Origin of the sequence: Sporosarcina sp. P25, assembly GCF_002743235.1 — a bacterium.
Classification (GTDB): domain Bacteria; phylum Bacillota; class Bacilli; order Bacillales_A; family Planococcaceae; genus Sporosarcina; species Sporosarcina ureae_B.
The window spans coordinates 36,545-60,141 of sequence record NZ_PDYV01000019.1 but is presented as its reverse complement, the minus strand read 5'-3'; the positions used below and the strand labels follow the sequence as shown (position 1 = coordinate 60,141).

The window sequence follows — 23,597 nt, the reverse complement described above, 5'->3', positions numbered from 1 at the left end:
CGTGCTTGTTCTTTTAAGGTAAACAATCGTTCAGTCACATTCATCCGCTCCCACATCTTTTTATTCATTATAAACAAAAGTACCCTATAGGATAGACTTTTTTCAAAGTGTCTATCTTATAGGGTACATTTTACAAAACGAGGGGGTATTTTTATGAATCTCGGGAATGAATATTTGATGATTATACAAGAAAGATTTCAAAGCGTTAAACATCTTGGAGATCAAACAATAAGCCAATTATCAGAGATAGATATACACTGGAAATTAAATGATGCATCAAATAGTATCGCTATTATTGTAAAGCATCTAAGTGGCAATATGGTATCTAGATGGTCTGATTTTTTGACAACAGATGGGGAGAAACCTTCTAGACATCGTGATCAGGAATTTGAGGATGACATTGCTTCAAAGTGGGAAATGATAACTATATGGAATAACGGTTGGAATACTCTTTTTGGTACATTGAATGGATTAGAATGCCAAGATTTGTTAAAAAATGTAACCATTCGGGGTGAGAAACACACTGTACTAGAAGCAATCGAACGACAAATGGCACATTATGCTTATCATGTTGGTCAAATTGTTTATATTGGAAAAGAGATAAAAGATGGGGACTGGGAAACTCTTAGCATCCCAAAAGGAAAGTCAGAGGAGTATTTACATCGGAAATTTAAAAAACATCAATCTTAAAACTTAAGCACTTTGTTCTGATAATGATTCATACTAAGGAAAACCATCTAAAGCTTTCGGGCAATGCCCATTCTGCACTAGATGATTTTTTGTAGAAACTATTATTTTTTGTTCTCTGAATCAATTTCACTAAAAATGAATACAGAATTAGGATAAGAATGAATAAAATGATCGGTGTTAACATATCCACTTTCCCTTTGGATTCTTGCGTTTGATACTGTTTTTCTTCGCAGTATGGGCAAGTCTATGTTTCGAGCGTGCTATAAGTTTAAATCTATATAGTTGAAAAGGGTTTTAGTGGACACTGTAGGTCGGTTCTTACAATTGTATTGCAGGCTGAAAAACCGACGACTGCATCTGGTGACCAGTCCTGATCTATGATTTTTCCACACGCGAAATCAAAAAACACTCACGACAAGCAACTAACTTTTCGCGCGCATTGGAGTCGATTACGTTCATATATAGCCTGTCCCGTTTCAGCGAAATAGGCTGTATAGGGTGTGCGTCCAGTTTGAAGTTGGGTCGTGGTTACACGCTCTAATTCATTAGCAATGGTTTGATGAACGCGTCCTATGCGTCTATCGATCTCTCGGTTGGAATGTCTTTCCTTGTGAAGCGCCTCGATTTGACCGCGTTCAAAAGGTGACAAGTGTTTATCTTTACGGTCTTGTATAGTATTCTCAAGTTGTGCCACTATAACACTCCCTCTCATTGTTTGTTTCGCAATTTCAATGATACACGAAATTTTATAGTGGCATTATTTTATTTGAACTTAGGGGGCTAACTTGGTTGTAGAATTGGCCAATTATTAAAAAGCAGTAAACTTAACCAAGCCACTACAAAATAAAATAAGTTCTTTTTCAAGATTCCTAATAATTGTAGAAAACAGAAGTGAGCGGCTTGAAATGGGAGTAGATATTTTAAATATTTGGTTTAGAAAAACCACCTATTACTAGGCGTTCTTTTAATCCTTTAATCTCATCAGAAGTATACCCCAATTCCGCCATTACTTCTTCTGTATGCTCACCTAACAACGGGGGATACCTTGTTAAAGTTGCAGGAGTGTCTGAAAGCTTAACAGGAAATCCTGGTATTTTTAAATTATTTACTATAGGATGCTCAACATCCAATACCATTTCTCTTGCTTTAACCTGGGGATGTTCAAGGACTTGATCTAAAGTATGGATTGGTCCACATGGAACTCCCACTGCTTCTAGTTTCTTAATTATCTCCTCGTTCGTTAATTTTGATAACCTTTCACTGATAATTGGAATCAAATCGTTTCTATTATCTACTCTATCGCTATTTTTTTTATATTTGTGATTATTATATAGATCTGTCCACCCCAAAGAATCACAACATTTCGCCCATTGACCATCATTCCCAACAGCTAAAATAATATCTTGATCCTTGGTTTTAAAAGATTGATAGGGAACAATAGATGGATGACTAGATCCCATACGTCCTGCTGGTTTTCCTGTGGCGAAAAAGCCAGTTGCCATATGATTTAAAAGTGAGATTTGACCATCTAACAAACTTACATCAATAAACTGGCCTTTATCTGTCTGGCCCCGAGCCAAAAGAGCAGTCAAAATACCATAAGCCGCGAACATTCCTGTCGTCAAGTCCACAATCGCCATTCCAGCTTTAGCGGGTGGCCGATCAGCATCTCCAGTAATACTCATTAAACCACCGAAACCTTGCAGAAGTAAATCATACCCCGCTTTACTTTTTTCTGGACCCGTACGACCAAAACCTGATATTGAGCAGTATACTAGACGGGGGTTAATTCTTTTAATCTCTTCATAGCCAAATCCTAACTGATCCAGGGCACCCGTACGGAAATTCTCAAGTAGAACATCAGCTTCTTCTACAAGTTTATAAATAATCTCTTTGCCTTCGGGCGATTTCAAATCAATTGTAATACTTCTTTTGTTACGATTTGTAGATAGAAAGTAACAACTTTCCCCATTCCATGTTGGGGGCGTAAAATATCTTGATTCATCTCCCTTTCCTGGTTGTTCCACTTTTATGATATCTGCACCCATGTCTCCAAGCAACATACTACAATATGGCCCCGCCAAAGTTCTGGATAAATCAAGAACTTTAATTCCATTCAATGCTTGTTTCATCAAAATCCAACTCCTTTAATTGCTATTTTGATATTATATCGCTTGAAATATTGTTTGTATCACTTTACTTTTTTATGAAAATTAAGCATTAATATCTACATAAAATAAAAAACAATAGGGTAAAAGATCAGATTCATCTCGCGTTAATCATTAACTGTCTAACTTTATGCAACACTAATGGCTTCTTATGTCCTTATGAGATTTCTTCCTCGAACTAAGCATCTAACAACACTATCTCCAGTTCCAATAAGATCTTTTATAATAAAGACTGCAATCAATACGATTTCCTTTTATATAGCGTTGCAACCAAGATAAAAGCACACCAAACACTCAGTTTCAGCCAAAACCCCTTATGAAAAATTTTGAAAGTGCACATAATAAGACCTTTTTGTAAATAAAGGTCTACCTATCAGGGATAAAATGATTATTGCCACTGGATTTTACCACCCATATCATTCCTTTCCTACCGAACACCCAGGAACTTATTACGCTTTAGTATTGTATGGAAACAAACTGTCGGAACGCTTGTCAGTTTGGGAATAAAACAGTTTTTAAAAGTAAAGATTGCAAAACATTATGCGTTGATAACCACTTGACACGGAGCCACTAAGGAATTAAGTTCCAAGCCGGGTAACCAAGCAATACGTGACCGGTTTGCCCGGCAAAAATTATCACCTCGCCTCCCCTTGTAAAGTGGAAAAATAATATTCTTTCATTTTGCACTATACATCGCCAATAAAAAAGTTCTTCACTCATTCGTGCTTTTTGAATTTTAACTATGGTCAAATCATGTTCGCTTCTATATAAAACACAATAGAGTCGGTTTTCCTCAAATAAGCGTAAAATCCATGGAATAGATCAATCTCCGGTGATGGAGGTTTCAAAGTAGAATAAAGGAATGCTCCTTACTAATAAAGGAAGAATGTGATGGGAACGATTGTTAACTTTTCTTCAGAAATGAAAACAGCAACCCTTGATACGTTAATCGTACGAAGGAGATGCTGTATTTTGACATGTATTGTTTGGATAGGGCTCTATAGTTGATAACTGATATACCTTGCTATAATATTACTTAAACGATTTCCTACTTTATTAATTTATTCCACATGCTTCTGCTATTACTTCCATTAAATGAAGTCCTTGCATTTTATTCTTACTGCCACTACGTTCAATTCCTAAACGCATTTGTAATAAACACCCCGGGTTTGTGGTAACAATTGTACTTGCTTCAGTTTTTATTACGTGTAACATTTTCTCATCTAGTATTTCCATCGATTCTTCAAAGTGCAGTAAATTATATATTCCACCGGATGCACAACATAAATGACTGTTTTTTAGTTCTACAAATGTGGCTCCTGGAATTGACTTTAATAATTTTCTAGGTGGATCAATGACTCCTTGAACATTTCGTAAATGGCAAGAATCTTGATAGGTGATAACACCTCTCCATTCTTTTTCATATGGAATTTCGTCAATTTCAGCCAATACTTCAGTAATATCTCTCGATCTAGCAACGAATTTGTTTGCACGATTCTTCCATTCAGGTTCATCAGCAAGTAATTTATCGTATTCATATAACATCGCACCACAACCACCAGCATTGTTAATCAAATAAGTGACACCTAGTTCTTCAAATGCTTCGATATTCTGTTTTGCCAATTTCTTTGTTGCATCTACTTCACCTTGATGACTATGTAGTGCACCGCAACAAGTTATATTTTTAGGTATTACAACTTCAATTCCACATTTTTGTAGTAATTCAATAGATTGACGATTAATTTTTGACATAACTGCATCCATTATACAACCTGGAAAAAAAGCGACAATCATTTTCCTTTCTCCAACAGCTTTGTAATGCTCACCAAATTTATAACGTTTATTTGGCGATTCTACTTTTGGTAAAGCCCGTTCAAATTGCCCCATTGGTTTAGAAACCATTTCCATAATCTTAGTCTTTTGTGTTAATTTACTTAAACCTGATGATTGATAAAACCATAAAAAGCTTCCTGCTGTACGTAGATGTTTCTTTTTAGGGAATAAATTTTTCAGCATAGTTTGTAACAATTTATCTGGCATAGTATGCGATGATTTTGAAGCCTTTTTATTTTCAGCAATCACATTCAATGCCGATTCATAAATTTCACTATATGGAACGTTAACAGGACAAGCAACCTCGCACGCTCGACACCCTAAACATAATTCCATCGGTTCTTTTAAGTCATTTAAAATATCAATCTTACCTTCAGCTGCCATCTTCACTAAATTGATTCGTCCCCTTGGAGATTGTGCTTCATTACCCATCGTTAAATAAGTAGGACATACTGGTAAACAATAACCACATTGAACGCACATATTTGCAGCATCATAAGCTGATTCATACAATTTATTACTGTACTTTTTATCAATTTCATCTGTTTTCATGTTAAATTAACACCACCTTTTTTTGTCCTTCCTCCGGAAATATTTTTCCTGGGTTCAAAATGTTTTTCGGATCCCAAGCTTCTTTAATTTTTTCCATCATCAATAATCCATTTTCCCCCAGCTCTAAGGACATATAAGGAGCCTTTAATAAACCAATGCCATGTTCACCTGACAATGTTCCACCTAATTCTATTGCCGCTTCAAAAATTTCACTAACCGCATCTTCTACACGCTTCATTTCTTCTACATTGCGTATATCGGTTAAAATATTCGGGTGTAGATTTCCATCACCTGCATGTCCAAAAACAACTAAGTTTAATTTATACTTTTCCCTAATTTCACCGAGTCTTTCCATCATTTCAGGAATTTTACTTCTTGGCACTGTTGCATCTTCAGATATTTTTGTAGGGCCTAATTGTGTTATTGCTGGAGAAACCATTCGTCTACTTTTCCAAATCCGCTCTCGTTCTTGTTCATTTTTGGCTACTTTTACACTTGTTGCATTAAATCGTTCACATACCTCTGCACATTTATCAATTTCTTCCTGTATTGCAACTTTATGTCCATCTACTTCAATAATTATGATTGCCGCTGCTTCAGTTGGTAAACCACTTGGCATATAATTTTCTACTGCAACTATACATGCATTATCCATTAGCTCCATGGCACTCGGTAATATTCCCGATGCCAATATATTCGTAATTGCTTTCCCAGAGTTAATCACTGAATCAAAAGATGCCAAAAGTGTTTTTCGATCAGCAGGCTTAGGTATAAGTCTAATTATCGCTTCTGTAATAACACCTAAGGTTCCTTCAGAACCAACAATAAGTCGCGTCAAATCATACCCTGTTACATTTTTTACTGTTTTTCCTCCAGTGCGAATAATTTCTCCTGTAGGTGTAACAACTTCCAAACCAATTACATATTCTTTAGTTGTTCCATATTTCAAACCTTTGGGACCACTCGAATTTTCCGATATATTACCACCAATTGTTGATACATGTGAACTACTTGGATCTGGCGGGTAGAAAAGACCAACACTTTCAGCTGCTTCATGAATTTCACTTGTAATAACACTTGGTGATACAATAGCTAATAAATTTTCTTGGTCTACAATAAGTTTTTTTTCGAATTGCGATATATCTAACATTACGCCGCCGTGTACCGCCAAAGAACCTCCGCTTAATGATGTAGCGGTTCCACGAGGATAGACTGGAAATTGATGTTCATTTGCTAACTTTAATAAAAATGAAACCTCTTCCTTGGTAGTGGCTTGTACGATAATGTCAGGTAAATATTCACCAAATGATGCATCAAAACTGTATGAGTAACGATTAGCTAAGCTATCCAGTATTCTTTCCCTTGGTATTTCTTGTTCTATAAGATTCAATAGCTCACTTGTAGATAGTCGATTCATCATACCACTCCTTGGAAATTGAATATTCGCTTTCTAATAAAATAAGTCTTATTTTCTTTTATTAAAAAATAAACGATTGAAATAAAACTTAATTCCAACCGTTATACACTAATTTCTGGACAATAGTTTATTATTTAATTCAATATCGTATAACATTTTTTCAATCTTTCGATATTCATTTTGTGCCTCGTTAATATCACATACTTGAAATTTAATTTTATCGCCAGGTTTTTTCTGAGCAACATAGGGTATATCAGTAGTTATGACAACACCAATTTTTGTATAACCACCGGATGTTCCGCAATCTGCCATGTGGATTATTGGATAACCATTACCTGGCACTTGAATTGTTCCCGGTGTTATAAAGTCAGATATTATATCAGCACCATCTTTATGGATTAATTGTTCACCCTCTAAACGATAACCCATTCGATCTGATGCATTTGATAAACTATATGTACCATTTGAAAAAGTTTCAATGGACTTATTTACAAAACGTTCTATATGTGGACCTAATATAAATCTAATTGGACGCTCTTCACCAAAATCTGGGATGTCATTCGTTCGTAATCTTCTACCTTGTAATTGTTTTATATTAAAATCAGGTTTATTAAAATATAATTTGTCTCCTCTTTTTAAGGCTCTTCCCATATATCCACCGTAATGACCACGAGTAAACGTCGCACGACTTCCCATAACTACTGGAACGTTCACTCCACCAGCCAACGCGATATATGATCTACAACCTGAAATGTATTTACCGAAACTTAGTTCATCTCCTGCCTTAGCAAAAATAACTTTCCACATATCAATGCTCTTTCCATTCAATTTCGGGGATAAATTTCCGCCTGTAATAGAGAATGCAGTCTTCGTCTCGAATTTAATAGTAGGTCCCATCATCGTTATTTCAATTGCTGCATCATTTTCATGATTCCCTACTAAAGTATTAGCCAATCTAAATGAAAGCGGATCCATTACACCTGATACTGAAACACCATAAATTCGATAATCTCGTCTTCCAAGATCTTGAACTGTCGTTAATAATCCGGGTTTCAAGATATTTACATATTCCAATTGCGATTCCACTCCTTCTCCTTCTCTTTATCCCAGGTTTTAACAAAATCTGAACTAACAGGTTCTAACTTTACATAATCCCCTGCACTTAATAACCCAGGAGGTAAATGATGTGGATTAAAAACTTCCATAGGAGTCCAACCAACTATATGCCATCCAGATGGTGCATCCATAGTGAATATTCCTACCTGTTTATCAGCAATTTGAACTGTACCTTTTTTTACACTCATACGAGGATTGGAACGCCGTTTAAAACGCAATTTTTCATCGATATTACCACAATAAGGATATCCAGCTATGAATCCAATCATATATACATAATAGCTTTTACTCTGTAACTTTTTAATTACTTCGGACGATGTCAGATCTGCTCTTTCAGCAATTTCATCTATATCTAATCCATATTCACCGCCGAAGGCTACTGGAATATGAACTGTTTTACTTTCTATTTTTACATCATCGGATATGTCTTTCTCGATTTTTTTAAATTCCATAACCAGTTCATCGTATTTGATGATTACCGGATTATATACGATTGTTAAATTGTTATATGCCGGTAATAGTTCTATAACTCCTTTAATGTCCTGTTTTTTAATCATATATAAAAATGATTGTATTTTTCTACTTACATCTATACTTATAATGTTTTCAAATTGTGCCACAATCGCACGGTCACCCATGGGATAATAAGAAGGATATTGGTTATTTTCAATACTCATATTTTCACCTCTAAAATTCAGTCTTTAGTAGAATGTTGATTGATTTTTAACTTCATTTTCTAAAATCACATTATGTTTACAAGCATTTGATTTCGATTTCATGTAATGAAAAAATGTAGTTGTTTCTATTTTCAGACACCTATCTTGTTTTAATTGTAAACCACCTATTAAGTTAAAAGATATTGGCAATCTGTACGAAAATAGTTGTTCATAGTATCGTGAAACCGTACACTTTTAACAAAGATATTAAAATTGAGTCTTTAACATGAATGAAACTCATAATTCCAAGCCCTTGTACACTACCGAGCAAGTGTACACAAAAAGTAAATACTTAGTAAGTATTCGGAAGAGATGTCCGTTTAAACAAATCTAACCGCATCATTGATATTTTGAAATATAATTTGTAAATGCTGTCTTTTTTCGCACTATAAAAAAGCAATTATGAAACTGACTTACCTATTAAGAGGACAGTTCATAAATGCAATTTATTTTATTACTTATAGGTTATACTTTATAGCAACTAACTTTTCTTCAAGATAAGCCTCTAATCCTTGGTGTCCGCCTTCTTTGCCGACTCCACTCTCTTTAACGCCTCCAAAAGGACTTTGTACGACAAATGGAAGTGGATCATTTACACCTACCATCCCATACTCTAATGCTTCAGATACGCGAATGATTCGAGACATATTATCAGTGTATAAATATGAAGCTAAGCCATAGCTATCGTGATTAACCATATTCAAAAGTTCTTCTTCAGAATTAAAGACAATAATTGGAGCAACAGGACCAAATGATTCTTCAGTATATATATTCATTTGAGGTGTAACATTTGTTAATATTGTAGGATTAACAAAGTTTCCATTATCTTTTTCAGCTTCAGATAGCTCCATTTTATTTTCGAATTTATGGGCTCCTTTATTTACAGCATCTTCTATTTGTTTTTTAACTAAAGTTACTGCATTTTGATCAATTAAAGGCCCAACATTCGTTTCTTCTTTGAGACCATTTCCTACTTTTAAATTTCTAACTTTATTTATAATTAACTCTGTAAACTTTTCCGCAATTGTATCTTGAACGTAAATTCGATTGGTTGAAGTACACATTTGACCAGAACATCTGAATTTAGTTGATAATAAGTCTTCGGTAGCCTGTTCGATATTGGCATCATCAAATACAATAAAAGGTGCGTGACCGCCAAGTTCCATCGAAATTCGTTTTACTGTTTTCGCCGATTTTTCCATAAGTAATTTCCCTACACCTGTAGATCCAGTAAACGTAATCTTTTTTACTTTTTTACTATCCATTAATACTTCAGTGAATTTAGATGAATTTGCCATTACGACATTAAATACACCTTTAGGCAAGCCAACTTCTTCAAATATTTTTGCCAGTTCTATTGTCGATTGTGGTGATTTACTTGAAGGCTTAATAACAAGTGTACATCCTGCCGCAATTGCAGGTGCTGCCTTACGTGCACCCATAGATAACGGAAAATTCCATGGAGTGATTGCTCCAACAACGCCAATCGGTTGTTTAATAACTAAAATTCTTTTATCATGTGAATCGGAAGGTATTGTTTCACCATATATTCGACGAGCTTCTTCGGCGAACCATCTAAAATATTCAATTGAAGATTGAACTTCACCTCTGGCATCCTTGATCGGCTTCCCCATTTCTTTGGTAATAACTTCTGCTAAAAACTCTTTCTTTTCCTCCATTTTTCTATAGACAGCTATCAAATAATTTGCTCTTTCTTTTGCGGAGATTTTCGACCATGTCTTAAATGCTTCATCCGCCGCATCAATCGCTTGCTGGACATGTTCTTCTGTTCCATTAGTTACCTCATAAGTAAATTCTCCAGTTGCGGGACTAGACATGCGTAATTTATCTTCAGTTTCAATCCATTGTCCATTAATATACATAGTAGTAATCCCCCTTCATATATTCCTAAGTTCATGACTTACTTATATAAGTCAATTTCATAATCGATCGTTTACAAAATTGAATTCCCATTTTGTTTTAGTCTTTTTAAATCGATTGGTGCTCGATTTCTAGTTTGTTGATAATTTGGTTCATCTTCATATTAAAGGATTACATTTGTTGAATTCCGAATAGCTTTCATCTTACTTTTTAAAAACTTTCATATATTGATGCTGCACAGACTGTATCTAAAAAGCCTACTCCAACCGAATCAAGTAAAGTAATTTCTTCTTTGTTTTCACGACCTACTTTTTCACCTACAACAATATCTGCAAGTTCACTATAAATATTTTCGATCGACCATTCTCCCTTTTCATTGGGGATAACCAATCCACCTGCTTCTCCTTTAGCTCCTTCTAAAGTATCAACGATAACTTTATTCGCTTTTTTTAATGTTTCAACATCATATTCTTGTTTAGTTGGTTCACATGAACCAATTGCATTGATATGAGTTCCTGCATTTACATATTCCCCTGAAAAAACCGGTGTATTTGCCGATGTGCTTGAAACTATTATATCTGCTTTACTTACAGCATCGTTTGCAGAATCGACAATTAGTATTTCACCATTCCAATTAGGGTATTGCTTGGTAACCTTTTCTTTTAAATCAAATGCTTTGTTTTTTGTTCGGTTATAAAGATAAATTTTATCAATGTCTCGAACCTCCATAATTGCAAGTATTTGACCAAAAGATTGAACACCACAGCCGATAACCGATAGAGTTCTCGCATCTTCTCTTGCCATATGTTTCGTTGCGACTCCACTTATTGCACCTGTTCTTAACATCGTTAAAGCTGATGCAGCAATATTTGCTACGTGTTGACCAGTTTTTGATTCTGATAACACAATAGTACTTTGGATCCTAGGAATGTTATATTCTTCATTACCAGGAAATATACTCGCAATTTTCACAGCAGAATAATTAATTTCTGGGACAAATGAAGGCATGTATAATGTATGTGCGCCATCCTCACCTTGATGCATAAGCGTTCTAAAAGGTATTACAATTTCAGATCTTTTCGAAAGTGCAAACGCTCTTTCAACATCCTCTATACACTGCTTCATACTATAATTTTTTAGTACATCTTCTTCACTAATAATTAACATAGGCATTCCTCCAGCAAAAAAGTTATTTTGTTAGTACAGTACTGAACCAGGGTACGTATATAAGTACAATTGTAGCTAAAACTAGCGCAATTAAATAAGGAACAGATCCCCTTATGACTGTAGTTACCTTTACTTTAAAGTGACCACTTAATACGAACAAACTAATACCAACAGGTGGCGTTACTTGTGAAATCATCATACATGCTACTGTAATTACGCCAAAATGCACTGGATCATAACCTAATGCAAGAATTGTAGGGAAAACAATTGGAATAGTAATATATAAGATTGGTAATGCGTCCAAAAACATACCGAATATGATATATAGCCCTAAAATTGCTAGTAAAATAAGCCAACTCGGGACGCTTAACTCAGATACAAATTGAGTGATTTGAGCCGGAACTTGTATATACATTAATGCTGTTGAAAACAAAACTGCTCCACATAATAATAAGTAAATGACAGTCGTTGTTTTGATTGAAGCAATAAAACTTTTAATAATATTTTTCTTTTTAAAATCCTTACGATTAAAAATGTAACTAATTAGAAGTACGTAGACAACCGCAATTGCTGCTGCTTCAGTTGGTGTGAATATACCTAAATAAATACCGCCCAGTATGATAATCGGCATTAATAATGAAGGTAATCCATAGAGGAATGATTTGATAATTTCTTTCTTACTTGGTCTAACTTGTGACATTGGTTTTACTTTATATGTCAGAATAACAGCAGTAATAATCAATACGGTTGCAATAAATAGTCCAGGTATTATTCCCGCCATAAACATCATTCCGACATCTTGTTGAGTCATTGATGCATAAACAATCATATAAACACTAGGCGGGATCATTTGTCCTAAAGTACCAGAAGTTGCAACGATCCCCAAACTTTGTTCTTTTGAATAACCAAGTTTGAGCATCTGTGGAACAACCATTGCCCCAACAGCGACAACCGTTGCGGCAGATGAGCCAGATAGCGCTCCGAAAATCACACAGGACAATACTGCGGCAGATGGCATTCCACCGGGTAAATGACCAACTAAGTTTGTAATGAATTTCAACATTCTTTTTGCCATTCCTAAATCAGTCATTAAATTACCTGCCAATAAAAAATACGGAATAGCCAATAAAATCCAACTGTCAGTTGCAATTAAATATTGCGACACAACAGTTTCAATAGGTAGACCTAAAAAACCAAAGAGTATTGTTCCCCCACTTATACTTAAACTAAGCCATATCGGAGCTCCTATAATTAAAAAAGCTAAAAATATAACTAGACCAATTAATATAATCATACGTAACCCCTACCTTCTATCTGTCGCTTATCGTTTTAATACCTTTTATTATTTCTAGTATTGAATAAAGTAATCCAATAATCATTCCAATTAAAATCGCTAGCGCTGGGACGAATAATAACATTCCACCGGATAAAGTTTTTATATTCATCCCTAGTAAAGAAAATGACCAGTTATATCCACCATAGATTAAAAAAGCAAATGTTAGAGCAAGGACTATATTAATTAGTAAATCAATATAAACCAAAACTTCTTCACTAAGTATTTCATGTAATGCACTCATTTTAATGTGTTCATTTTGTCTAATTAATGGTCCCATATAGAAAAACACGCCATAAACAATCGTATAAATCGAAATTTCTGCTAAAATTTCGTGTGAAATTCCAAATGCATATCGCATTATCACATTTGAGAAAGCTAATAAAACACTAATTCCCAACATTGCAATAGCGAAGTATTCCAATAATTTATCTAAATTATCAGTTATTTTATCTAACACGTTTATTTTTTCCATATTTCTAACTCCTCTTTTATCCTCTACTATGCTTATTTTATTTACATTCATCCAGATCAGTGTAATTCGCTATACATATACATGATAGAAAGTAAACGTAAAGAATAAATTATATTACTTAAATAAATAAAAAATCCGTACCATTTTTTTAATATCAATCAAACTGTTGGATACGAATAAGTTACGTTCCTTTCAAAGTGACATTCATTCGTGCAATGTCCTGTATCTAGCGAAATCCATCAAATGTAAAACCTTCCTTGACTACTTTCGCTAGATACAGGAAATACAAAAAACAATATCATATCGAAAAAATACGTAGATAGGGTAGATTGGGAATCCCAATCTACCCTCTTCTTCAAGCTAATTCTTAGTTCAAAGTTATTTTATTGTATGATAATTATCTATTTCATTTCTTCTTTAATTCTTTCTGCTTCTTCAATAAATTCTGCCGCTCGCGGTTCAGTTTTTGCGTAACTATCGTACATGCCCTTTGTTGCCTCTTTCCAATCTTCAATTTCTTCATCTGTTGGATAGTAGGTTTTCACGCCATAATCACTTTCAAGCTTTTCGAAGACATCTTTGCCTTTTTCTCTTACTAACTTATCTGCATACTCTTCTAAGTCTCTGCCTGTTTCAACTAAAATTTCTTGTAGATCTTCTGGTAATGAATTGAACTTATCCATCGAAATCATTACTGGCATAACATAACTAATTAACGGATAAAGCGATTGGGTTTTAATTGGTAATTTACTGTCGTATACATATAATGGAACAATAACCATGCCATCTACTACGCCTTGTTGTAATGCTGTTGGTAATTCAGGTCCTGGAATTGATGTTCCGCTTGCCCCTACCAATTTTAAAGTCTCTGAAGCTATTGGGCCTCCTGGGACTCTAATTTTTAAACCTTTAGCACTTTCGGGGCTGGTGATTACTCTCTTTTCATCTCCGGTCCAAATAGTACCGTACATATCAGTGGAGCTCATTGAAAGTACTTTAACCCCTTTGGATTCCATAAGTCCAGCAATTTTTCTTCCACCATTTTCACTATCAATAAAAGCTTTCTTGTTGTCTAAATATACGTCGTTATCATTCGGGTCATAGTTAAATAGAAATGGTAAATCGAAGAAGTGCCAAATTGGATCGAAACTGCCGGCAATTGCTGAACTTGAGTGAACCATATCAGCTTGCCCTTGAAGCATGGCCGGAATTTCCTGATCACTCGGCATTAGCTGACCATCTGAATAGGTTTCAATTTTCAAACGTCCATTACTACGTTTTTGAACTTCCTCATCAAACCATTCAACATATTTATGGTGCATTGAAGCCTGTGGGTGTGAATGTACTAATCTTAATACATATTCTTCGTCATCATTTTCTTTGTTAACAGCAACTTTTTCTTTCTCGTCTTCGCCACCACAAGCCGTTAGTACTAACAATGCCATTGCTACGAGCAGTAAAAGTAATCTTCTTTTCATAAAATCCCCCCAAATCAGATTTTTTGAAAACGCTTTCTAAATTTGCACTATTTAGTCATTTACGTTTACAGCTTCAGTTTAATTCTTTTTCTTATTGATAGCTATTCACAATATATACAATCTTTGTTTCGAATTCACGTATAAATTTGTGCACTTTATACGTGGTCCTCAATTAGAAGCGTTAATATGTGATGATCCCTAAAATTTAGAGTTTTAAATTGTGCAGCTAATTCGCTGGTGTGAAGACGGTATTGTTCCCAACTCAAGCCAGCCAATTTCTATTTGATTCGTTCGTTATTAGAATACTCAATATGTAATTCGAAATCTCGTTTAGTTCTTCGTACGTGCGCTTTGGGACTGAGATATAGTTCACCTCATCAGAACATTTACATTCCGTAATATGAGTCGTTCTACTTTCTTATGGATTGCTATAATTCCTTTATTTCTCAGTGCTTATTGAATTCTACGATAGCTATAACTTCTGTCGTTATCTTCAAATACAGACTGTCTTTTCATAAAGCTTAGTATATCTAGCTTAAATTGAACAAAACAAACCTTTTTAGTTTTCTTTCTAGCCAATCCTTCTAAACAGTATTTCTTATAGACGTTTACTCAAATCAATATTTGTGTGTTAGCTTTCCCATTATATTTTCAAGCTAACAAGTCGTATCCAATTCCCCATCAAAATATTCTTGAGCAATTATCATTTGAAATTCCACGCTATATTTAGCCATAAAAAACACCCCGAATGTTAGATTTTCACTCTACTTTCGGGGTGCACCTCAATAAGATGCTTTTTTATATATATATACAAAATAATACAATGATTAAAGTTATTAATATCAATATTTGTAATCATTTTTATTTGATTCATTCTATAGATCAATGAATTTCGATGAAGATGCAAACTACGGGCAGCGTCACTGAAGTTAAATTTACTTTCACAATAAATAAGAAAAGTTTCCGATAATACTTTAAAATTACTGTGATTGATAAATGTATCTAATGTAGAAGAAATACTCTCAAACTTTTTTTTAGGGAGGGAATTAATAATAATATTTAGCTTGCTTGAGAAATCGTTATAATTAAATAAGAAATGTTTTGGATTTGTTTTTTCATTTGACTCCATAGCTATAAGCGCATTGTTATATGATTTTTGTATTCCTTCAATACCACTACTTGGATTTCCTATAGCAATTTTTGCTGACACATTATATCGATTCAACAAAGTATCATTAAGCTGCTGTGCGTATCGTTCAATATCATTAAATAGTTTTTCGGTATCTTCACCGACAACTTTTAATATACAAAACTGTTCAAATGTAAGTCGACCCGTAATATCATGATGATTTACATTAAAGACTTCATTTATTGTTTCGTACAGTTGATCGTAAATTTGTAGTGATGGTTCCGTATTATCGTCGTTATTTTCTCGGCTAATTTGAATAATAATACAGATTCTTTCTTTATGCACATTAAATCCCATCATATTGCCGTAGCGTGTAATTTGTTCGATGTTATTTCGTGAACTTTCATAGTTCAATATGTAGTGAATGAGAGTATCCACTGCATTTGATTGTAATGATTTCATTTCTTTCATCAAAGTTTCATGACAAATCATTTCAATATGGTTTTTAACAAGTCGAATGTAGTTTGTTGTTTCAATGTCTTGGCCAGTTTTCCCAATTATTCCGACCGCCCCTAAAACTTGTCCATTTACAATAATCGGACCCGCTACCCCAGGGAAAATATCCGGATAATCTTTGACAGCCTCCTCATCAAAGAATGTTAATTTCTTTGTTTTAATAACTTCCGCTAAAAGAGAGTCGAAAATCCCAATACGACTATTATCATTTACTCCTATTAAATATCCATTTTTATCAGAAATAGTTACTGGGAAGCCAATTATTTTAGTTGTATCTTCTGATATTTTCTGTGCAATTTGTTCTAACATTGTAATATTCCACCTATCTTATGATTTCTATAGTGATCCTATTATTATTGGCTTCACATAAGCTGTGACTAAACTTTAGTTACTAGTTAAACAAATCGACAGCGAAAAAGGTAAATATTTAAATAAAGGTAGCACTGTTGTTTTAGTAGCTTTATACAAAATATAAGGAACAATTAATAGTTTCCATTTCTGATAGTTTTAAATTAATTTATATTATTAGATAAAGCACAGGTGCAATTCTAAATCATCATTTATGTGTCTATCTATCATTACACGAAGGCCTCAATCCCATTTAAAATATGAATAAAACAATAAGTGCACGAAAGATGGTGTTGTTAACTTTACAACTTGGGATATATTCCCTCTTTTACTCACTTATTACAACACTCTGTTCTATTATATATGACAAAACAATTAAAACAAATACATATTAAGCATTTTTTGTACAAGGTGCACTATAAAATCAAATCAATAGACTGAATTTTCGTAAAAAATGGTAATGGAATCTATCGATCTATTTAGAATACAATTAATGTGCGAAACTCTATAAGCAATTTATGTATTTGTAGAGGTGTCCAATTAAACAGGAAAATAAATTCTAAATATTTAGGAGTGATATCAATGTCAAATAACTACGATTTGATTATCGTTGGCGCAGGAATTATGGCATCCAGTTTAGCCTACAATTTGTACAAAGACGGTTATACCGGGAAAATCGCACTATTCGAAAAGGATAATAAATACGAATATTCCTCTACACCTAGAAGTGAAGGTGGAATTCGTCAAACTTTTAGTACAGAAGTTAACATTCGAATGAGTCAATATAGTTACCAAGTATATAAGAAATTTGAAGAGGAGATGGCATTCGATGGTGAGAATGCACAAATCAACTTCAATGAAAACGGTTACTTATATTTACTTGATAAAAAATCAATGCCAATCTTTGAAAATATTTTAAAAACACAAGAAACATTAGGTGTTAAAACAAAGTTTATGAATCAAAGGGAAACACAATCTTTTTTCCCTGAATTAAATGTTGAAGATTTGGTAGGGTCTGTATTTGACCCAGAAGCCGGAAATGCAGACCCGTATTCTGTATTACAAGCGTATATCAGGAAAATAAGAGAATACGGTGTTTCTTTTATATACGAAGAGGTTGATACAATTTTAACGGAGCGTAATAAAGCAATTGGTATTCAAACTACTAATGGTGATAAGTATTTCGCACCAATTGTTGTTAATGCAGCAGGCCCCTGGTCTGGTGATTTAAGTGCAAAAATCGGACTCGAAATTCCCGTAAAACCATTAAGACGTCAATTATTTTCAATTGATACCCAACTGAAATTCCAACATGAAATACCATTTACATTTGATCCGACCGGTCTACATTTCAGAAGTGAAAGATCAAAAGTAGTCGTTGGCTGGGCAAATGATGTTCCTTATGGCTACGACTTTAACCTTGAAAAGAGTTTTTTTGAAGAAGAAATTTGGCCTGTTTTAGCTACACGTTCATCTCATTTCGAACAACTTAAATTAGAAAATGGGTGGACTGGTTTATATGATTATAACTATATTGACCAGAATGCAATAATAGGTGGCCATCCAGACTTGGGTGGATACTTTATTGTATCAGGATTTAGTGGTCACGGATTCCAACATGCACCAGCCGCTGGAAAAGCGTTATCTGAACTGATTCGTTTAGGAAAGTTCGAAACAATGGATATATCTTCACTTTCAGTAGAGCGATTTAAAACAAATGAATTAGTAATTGAAACAGCAGTCTATTAAAATATAAAGGGTGAATAAAATGAAATTAACAGACAGACAGATAGCAGTTGATGTATTAGAAGATGAAGATGTAAATACAGTGAATCTAACAGGCGGTCAGTTAATAGTTGATGTATTGGAGAAAGAAGGCGTAACTAAGATCTTTGGTGTGCCAGGTGAAAGTTATTTAAACGTACTTGATGCAATTTATGAGCACCAAAACATTGAATATATTTCTACCCGACAAGAAGGTGGAGCTTCTTTTATGGCTGAAGGATATGCAAAGGCTTCAGGTAAGGTTGGAGTGTGTATGGCAACAAGAGGACCTGGTGCAACGAATTTATCGATTGGTATTCATACAGCACACCAAGATTCAACTCCACTTGTAGCATTAATTGGTCAAGTTGAACGTGAGTTTAGAGATCGTGAAGCATTCCAAGAAGTTGACTTCGTTGGTTTTTTCAGCCATCTATGCAAATGGACAGTAGAAATTAACCACGCAGATCGTGTTCCTGAGTTACTGCACCGCGCTTTCCATATTGCTCGTTCTGGTCGTCCAGGGCCAGTACTTGTTTCATTGCCAGAAGATATGCTCGATGACATTGTCACAAAAATCACACATCAAAAATTTAAATCGAGTACAATCTCCCCTGATAATTTGGCAGTTAATGAAGCTGCTAAATTAATTCAAGAAGCGGAACGTCCAATTATAATTGCCGGTGGTGGAATCGTATTGTCTGATGCAACTGAAATGCTAGTTAAGTTATCAGAGTTAACTCAAGCACCCGTTGCTTCAGCTTTTAGACGTTTCCATTCCTTTCCAAACTCCCATGATAACTATGTGGGATCATTAGGAATTGGCGCACGCCCAGACTTATTAAAATATATTAAAGATAGTGATTTAGTTATTGCTTTAGGAACTAGATTTTCACAAATGACGACATCTGATTATACATTACTAGATGAAAATTCAAAACTCATTCATGTCGATGCTTCTGAAGAAACATTAGGTAAAGTTTATACACCGACATTACCGATAGTCTCGGACGTAAAACGTTTCCTTGAAGAAATAGTAAAGGTAGTTTCAGAAAATAAAGACGAAAAAAGAAAGATTAATAAAGAAAAAATTCGTAATAATTACGTTGACTTTTCTACACCAAAATTGATTAAAAAAGAAAATTATGTTGATATGAACAGTCTAGTTCATCATTTATCTGAACAATTACCGAAAGATGCGATTATTACGAGTGATGCAGGTAACTTCTTCTCATGGTTATCACGTTATTACCGTTATGATGAAGGTGGTAAATATTATGGACCAACTTCGGGTGCTATGGGATATGGAATGCCAGCTGCAATTGGAGCTAAAATTGCGCATCCTGAAAAAGTTGTCGTATCGTTATCAGGTGACGGTGGATACATGATGACAATGCAAGACTTTGAAACAGCTGTTAGATACAATATTCCAATCGTTTCCATTGTCATTAATAATAATATTTTTGGGACAATTCGTACACACCAAGAGCGTAAATTTCCTGATAGGATGGTTGGTACTCAATTATCTAATCCTAACTATAAAGAAATTGCTGAATCGTTTGGTGGTTTTGGAGAAAGAGTTACCAATACAGATGAATTTGTTCCGGCATTAAAGAGAGCTTTAGCATCTAATAAGCCTGCATTAATTGAAGTATTAACAGATCCGTGTATTTTATCTGCAAATCATGATCAAACGATTTAACAGTAAAGGAGATTACAATGAAATCGATAAATATAAAGACAGCAATACCTGGCCCAAAGTCGATTGAACTATTAAAAGAAAAAGAAGAATCTGTAGCAAGAGGAATCTCTACAGCTTACCCTATTGCAGTAGAAAAAGGTGTAGGGGCAGTTCTGACTGATATCGATGGAAATTCTTATATTGACTTAGCAGCGGGAATTTCTAGTTTAAATGTCGGTCATTCTCCAAAACCTGTAGTTGATGCATTAAAAAAACAACTCGATTTATTTATAAATCCTATTTTCAATGTAACGATGCATAAACCATATATTGATTTAGCTAAAAAACTAAATCAAATTGTTCCGGGTGATTTTCAAAAAAGGTCTGTTTTCTTTAATAGTGGAGCAGAAGCAATTGAAAATGCCGTGAAAATTGCTCGCCGGTATACAGGTCGCAAAGGAATAATATCTTTCGATCGTTCATTTCATGGCCGTACGATGTTAGCAATGACTTTAACTGGGAAAGTTAATTCAATTAAAAAGGGATTTGGTCCCCTAGCATCAGATGTCCATCATGCGCCCTACCCATATTACTTTAAAGATGAGCGTACAGATGAGCAGTTAGTTGATGAACTTAAACGATTGTTTCAAGTCTCGGTTTCTCCAGAAGAAGTAGCTGCAATTATTTTAGAACCTGTTCAAGGTGATGGCGGAGTTATCATTCCTTCAAAACAATTTATACAAGAAATTAGAGCTATCTGTGATCAATACGGTATTGTATTAATCGCAGATGAAATACAAACAGGATTCGGTCGTACGGGTAAAATGTTTGCTATGGAGCATTTTAACTGTACAGCTGATCTGACAGTAATGTCGAAGTCGATTGCTGCAGGTATTCCACTAAGTGCCATTACAGGCAAAAATGAAATCGTTAATTTCCCCGAGGTAAAAGAACTTGGGGGTACACTTAGTGGAAATACTTTAGGATGTGTTGCAGCATTAGAAGTTATTAAGTTGATAGAAAATGAAAACTTACTAGAGCGTGCAAATGAAATCGGACGATTTATTAAAGACAAACTTTCTTTCGAATCAAAACATATTGGTGAAATTCGTCATTTAGGAGCTATGATTGGAATTGAAATTGTATTAGATAAACAATCTAAAGCATCTCATCGTAGCTTTGTCAGTGATGTAGTAAATAAATGTTTTAAAAAGGGTGTTTTATTTATGAGAGCCGCGGATGGGGATGTTATCCGTCTCCTACCACCACTCGTTATAACTGATGATCAACTAAACGAAGCGATGTCTGTTATCGTAAATACCATAAAGGAACTCGAAGTTTTATAATAAACTAATGATGGGGTGAGATTAATGCGACTAGAAGATAAAGTGTCAATAATCACCGGGGGTAGCCGTGGAATTGGTGAAGCAATAGCTCAAATGTTTGGTAAAGAAGGTTCAAAGATTGTTATTGCTGACGTTAACGAAGATACCGGAAATGCCGCACTTGAAGGTTTGATGGCAGAAGGAATTGATGCAATTTTTGTTAAAACAGATGTTTCTAATGAAGAAAGTGTCATTAATCTAATGAATAGAACATTAAGTGCATTCGGTAGAATAGATGTTTTAGTTAACAATGCTGCAGTATCGATTAGAAAATCTGCAGAAGAGACATCATTAGATGAATGGCAAAAGGTCCTTGGCGTTAATTTAACCGGCGCATTTTTATGTTCAAAATATGCAGTTCCCGAAATGAGATTAAGAGAACGTGGGGCGATTGTTAACGTTGCTTCTTGGCACGCCGATAAAACGATCACTCGCTTTGCTGCCTATGCAGCTTCAAAGGGTGGTATGACAGCTTTAACACGTCAGATGTCACTTGATTGTGGTAAGGATAATATTCGTGTTAATGCAGTATTACCAAGTACAGTTGATACACCTATGTTGTATGAGACGATGAACAATTTACCTGATCCTGAAGAGGCATGGAAGCAAACGCTTGACTATCAACCTTTAGGAAGAATAGCAACTGCTGATGATATTGCTCATGCATGTTTGTTTTTGGTAAGTGATGAAGCCTCTTATATTAGTGGGCATTCTTTACGTGTAGATGGTGGAACTTATTCAAAAGTAGCAAGACCATTAATGTTCGATTAACCAATATTACTTAACTTCCGTACCGAATAAAACAACTTAATCTATTAGCTATACAAACTTTGTAGTTCTGCGAAAATGTCCTGTTTTTAATACAAGTATATAAGGAAGCTGAGTTAACCTGTTCCTGCTTTTTTAGTCTTGTCTTTTGCTTTATTTTGTAACGTAAAAATTTGTGCAAACAATTTACTGTATTGGTTTTTATTTCGTGAGCTAATTGTCATTCAATTTATTGAAATGTCTAGTAGAAAGGAAGTTAGTGATGAAGTACATTGATTTAAACTGTGATATGGGCGAAAGTTTTGGCGCTTATAAATTAGGTAATGACGAAGAAGTAATTGAACTAATCTCATCTGCTAATATTGCTTGTGGTTTTCACGCAGGTGACCCAAATGTGATGGATAGAACTGTTAAAATGGCAAAAAAACATGGTGTAGGTATTGGTGTTCATATGGGTTATCCTGATTTACTAGGATTTGGCCGTCGTGATATTGATATCGCCAAAGATGATCTAGTCAATTACATTATTTATCAAATTGGTGCATTACAGGCGTTTTGCAAAAAACATGGTGTAGAAATACAACATATTAAGTCACATGGAAGTATGGGTAATATGTCATATGTAAACCATACAGTAGCAGATGCTGTCACAGATGCAATATTACACATAGTACCTAACACAAAATTGTTTGTAATTGCAAATACAGTTATTCATAAACTAGCTGTCGAAAAAGGTATTGCTGTTGTTCACGAGGTATTTGCGGATCGCACGTATACAAATGACGGTACACTTGTTTCCCGTAAACAAGAAGGCGCAGTCATTAAGGATCCAGAAAAAGCCGCGGAACAGGTTTTACAAATGGTTTTAGAAGGTAACGTTACTACAATCGACGGTAATATTATCGATATGAGCGCTGACAGTATTTGTGTTCACGGTGATACCCAAGGGGCACTTGAAATCATTAGATGTGTAAAATCAAAACTTGAAGAAAATAACGTTATAATTGCCCCAGTAGGTACATGGTTAAAATAATATTTTAATAAATGATACAAAAATTAAAGGCTATTTAAATTAATTTCAATAAAATTAAAATGATATTCCTGAACTAATTGGGAATGTCATTTTTATTTCCATTAAGTATTTCAAGTCTTTCTCATGTTATAGTTTTTATTTTTGGAA

At 34.5% G+C, this 23,597-nt stretch carries 18 protein-coding genes; 6 read left to right on the top strand and 12 right to left on the bottom strand.

The window, feature by feature from the left end; all coding sequences use genetic code 11:
* The first annotated feature begins 153 nt into the window (after positions 1–153).
* Positions 154–690, top strand: coding sequence for a DUF1572 family protein (locus CSV70_RS13810; RefSeq protein ID WP_099629255.1), 537 nt, complete (start codon positions 154–156; stop codon positions 688–690).
* 409 nt (positions 691–1,099) lie between these two features.
* On the opposite strand, the gene CSV70_RS13805 is transcribed toward CSV70_RS13810, so the two are convergent.
* The 12 genes from CSV70_RS13805 to CSV70_RS13750 form a co-directional block, all read right to left on the bottom strand.
* On the bottom strand, positions 1,100–1,384 hold the full coding sequence (locus CSV70_RS13805) for a helix-turn-helix domain-containing protein (RefSeq protein WP_158232339.1): 285 nt from the start codon (positions 1,382–1,384) through the stop codon (positions 1,100–1,102).
* A gap of 226 nt (positions 1,385–1,610) precedes the next feature.
* On the bottom strand, positions 1,611–2,822 hold the full coding sequence (locus tag CSV70_RS13800) for a CaiB/BaiF CoA transferase family protein (RefSeq protein ID WP_099629254.1): 1,212 nt from the start codon (positions 2,820–2,822) through the stop codon (positions 1,611–1,613).
* Between the two features lie 1,092 nt (positions 2,823–3,914).
* Positions 3,915–5,243 (bottom strand): (Fe-S)-binding protein, encoded by a 1,329-nt coding sequence (locus tag CSV70_RS13795; RefSeq protein ID WP_099629253.1) that lies wholly within the window; start codon positions 5,241–5,243, stop codon positions 3,915–3,917.
* A 1-nt stretch (position 5,244) separates the two neighbouring features.
* Positions 5,245–6,660 carry an FAD-binding oxidoreductase gene (locus CSV70_RS13790; RefSeq protein ID WP_099627484.1) on the bottom strand — a complete coding sequence of 472 codons (1,416 nt, stop codon included), beginning with the start codon at positions 6,658–6,660 and terminating at the stop codon, positions 5,245–5,247.
* 108 nt (positions 6,661–6,768) lie between these two features.
* Positions 6,769–7,746 carry a 5-oxoprolinase subunit C family protein gene (locus CSV70_RS13785; RefSeq protein ID WP_233191820.1) on the bottom strand — a complete coding sequence of 326 codons (978 nt, stop codon included), beginning with the start codon at positions 7,744–7,746 and terminating at the stop codon, positions 6,769–6,771.
* Complete coding sequence (pxpB, locus tag CSV70_RS13780; RefSeq protein WP_099627486.1) at positions 7,722–8,453, bottom strand: 5-oxoprolinase subunit PxpB; 732 nt, start codon at positions 8,451–8,453, stop codon at positions 7,722–7,724. The genes CSV70_RS13785 and pxpB overlap by 25 nt, the downstream gene beginning before the upstream one ends.
* A gap of 497 nt (positions 8,454–8,950) precedes the next feature.
* The gene (locus CSV70_RS13775) at positions 8,951–10,375 is read right to left on the bottom strand and encodes an NAD-dependent succinate-semialdehyde dehydrogenase (protein WP_085130922.1); all 1,425 of its coding nucleotides are present in this window, start codon (positions 10,373–10,375) and stop codon (positions 8,951–8,953) included.
* Between the two features lie 208 nt (positions 10,376–10,583).
* The gene (locus tag CSV70_RS13770) at positions 10,584–11,540 is read right to left on the bottom strand and encodes an ornithine cyclodeaminase family protein (protein WP_099627488.1); all 957 of its coding nucleotides are present in this window, start codon (positions 11,538–11,540) and stop codon (positions 10,584–10,586) included.
* Positions 11,541–11,562: 22 nt separating this feature from the next.
* The gene (locus tag CSV70_RS13765) at positions 11,563–12,834 is read right to left on the bottom strand and encodes a TRAP transporter large permease (protein WP_099629251.1); all 1,272 of its coding nucleotides are present in this window, start codon (positions 12,832–12,834) and stop codon (positions 11,563–11,565) included.
* 16 nt (positions 12,835–12,850) lie between these two features.
* Positions 12,851–13,348, bottom strand: coding sequence for a TRAP transporter small permease (locus tag CSV70_RS13760; protein WP_158232340.1), 498 nt, complete (start codon positions 13,346–13,348; stop codon positions 12,851–12,853).
* Between the two features lie 401 nt (positions 13,349–13,749).
* Complete coding sequence (locus CSV70_RS13755; protein ID WP_085130926.1) at positions 13,750–14,826, bottom strand: TRAP transporter substrate-binding protein; 1,077 nt, start codon at positions 14,824–14,826, stop codon at positions 13,750–13,752.
* Between the two features lie 751 nt (positions 14,827–15,577).
* Complete coding sequence (locus CSV70_RS13750; protein ID WP_085130927.1) at positions 15,578–16,780, bottom strand: sugar diacid recognition domain-containing protein; 1,203 nt, start codon at positions 16,778–16,780, stop codon at positions 15,578–15,580.
* A 621-nt stretch (positions 16,781–17,401) separates the two neighbouring features.
* On the opposite strand from CSV70_RS13750, the gene CSV70_RS13745 reads away from it, so the two are divergent.
* From CSV70_RS13745 to CSV70_RS13725, 5 genes are all read left to right on the top strand, one after another.
* Positions 17,402–18,568: an NAD(P)/FAD-dependent oxidoreductase gene (locus CSV70_RS13745; RefSeq protein WP_099629250.1), complete on the top strand. Its 1,167-nt coding sequence runs from the start codon at positions 17,402–17,404 to the stop codon at positions 18,566–18,568.
* Positions 18,569–18,587: 19 nt separating this feature from the next.
* Positions 18,588–20,285 carry a thiamine pyrophosphate-dependent enzyme gene (locus CSV70_RS13740; protein WP_099629249.1) on the top strand — a complete coding sequence of 566 codons (1,698 nt, stop codon included), beginning with the start codon at positions 18,588–18,590 and terminating at the stop codon, positions 20,283–20,285.
* Positions 20,286–20,302: 17 nt separating this feature from the next.
* Positions 20,303–21,610, top strand: coding sequence for an aspartate aminotransferase family protein (locus tag CSV70_RS13735; protein WP_099629248.1), 1,308 nt, complete (start codon positions 20,303–20,305; stop codon positions 21,608–21,610).
* 24 nt (positions 21,611–21,634) lie between these two features.
* The gene (locus CSV70_RS13730; protein WP_085130931.1) at positions 21,635–22,420 is read left to right on the top strand and encodes an SDR family NAD(P)-dependent oxidoreductase; all 786 of its coding nucleotides are present in this window, start codon (positions 21,635–21,637) and stop codon (positions 22,418–22,420) included.
* 259 nt (positions 22,421–22,679) lie between these two features.
* Entirely contained in the window at positions 22,680–23,450 is a 771-nt protein-coding gene (locus tag CSV70_RS13725; protein WP_198166050.1) for a LamB/YcsF family protein, read from the top strand.
* Positions 23,451–23,597: the final 147 nt, after the last annotated feature.

Coding starts and splice junctions, on each gene's coding strand:
- CSV70_RS13810 (WP_099629255.1), top strand. CDS start 154: ATGAATCTCGGGAATGAATATTTGATGATTATACAAGAAAGATTTCAA.
- CSV70_RS13800 (WP_099629254.1), bottom strand. CDS start 2,822: ATGAAACAAGCATTGAATGGAATTAAAGTTCTTGATTTATCCAGAACT.
- CSV70_RS13795 (WP_099629253.1), bottom strand. CDS start 5,243: ATGAAAACAGATGAAATTGATAAAAAGTACAGTAATAAATTGTATGAA.
- CSV70_RS13790 (WP_099627484.1), bottom strand. CDS start 6,660: ATGAATCGACTATCTACAAGTGAGCTATTGAATCTTATAGAACAAGAA.
- pxpB (WP_099627486.1), bottom strand. CDS start 8,453: ATGAGTATTGAAAATAACCAATATCCTTCTTATTATCCCATGGGTGAC.
- CSV70_RS13775 (WP_085130922.1), bottom strand. CDS start 10,375: ATGTATATTAATGGACAATGGATTGAAACTGAAGATAAATTACGCATG.
- CSV70_RS13770 (WP_099627488.1), bottom strand. CDS start 11,540: ATGTTAATTATTAGTGAAGAAGATGTACTAAAAAATTATAGTATGAAG.
- CSV70_RS13765 (WP_099629251.1), bottom strand. CDS start 12,834: ATGATTATATTAATTGGTCTAGTTATATTTTTAGCTTTTTTAATTATA.
- CSV70_RS13760 (WP_158232340.1), bottom strand. CDS start 13,348: ATGGAAAAAATAAACGTGTTAGATAAAATAACTGATAATTTAGATAAA.
- CSV70_RS13755 (WP_085130926.1), bottom strand. CDS start 14,826: ATGAAAAGAAGATTACTTTTACTGCTCGTAGCAATGGCATTGTTAGTA.
- CSV70_RS13750 (WP_085130927.1), bottom strand. CDS start 16,780: ATGTTAGAACAAATTGCACAGAAAATATCAGAAGATACAACTAAAATA.
- CSV70_RS13745 (WP_099629250.1), top strand. CDS start 17,402: ATGTCAAATAACTACGATTTGATTATCGTTGGCGCAGGAATTATGGCA.
- CSV70_RS13740 (WP_099629249.1), top strand. CDS start 18,588: ATGAAATTAACAGACAGACAGATAGCAGTTGATGTATTAGAAGATGAA.
- CSV70_RS13735 (WP_099629248.1), top strand. CDS start 20,303: ATGAAATCGATAAATATAAAGACAGCAATACCTGGCCCAAAGTCGATT.
- CSV70_RS13730 (WP_085130931.1), top strand. CDS start 21,635: ATGCGACTAGAAGATAAAGTGTCAATAATCACCGGGGGTAGCCGTGGA.
- CSV70_RS13725 (WP_198166050.1), top strand. CDS start 22,680: ATGAAGTACATTGATTTAAACTGTGATATGGGCGAAAGTTTTGGCGCT.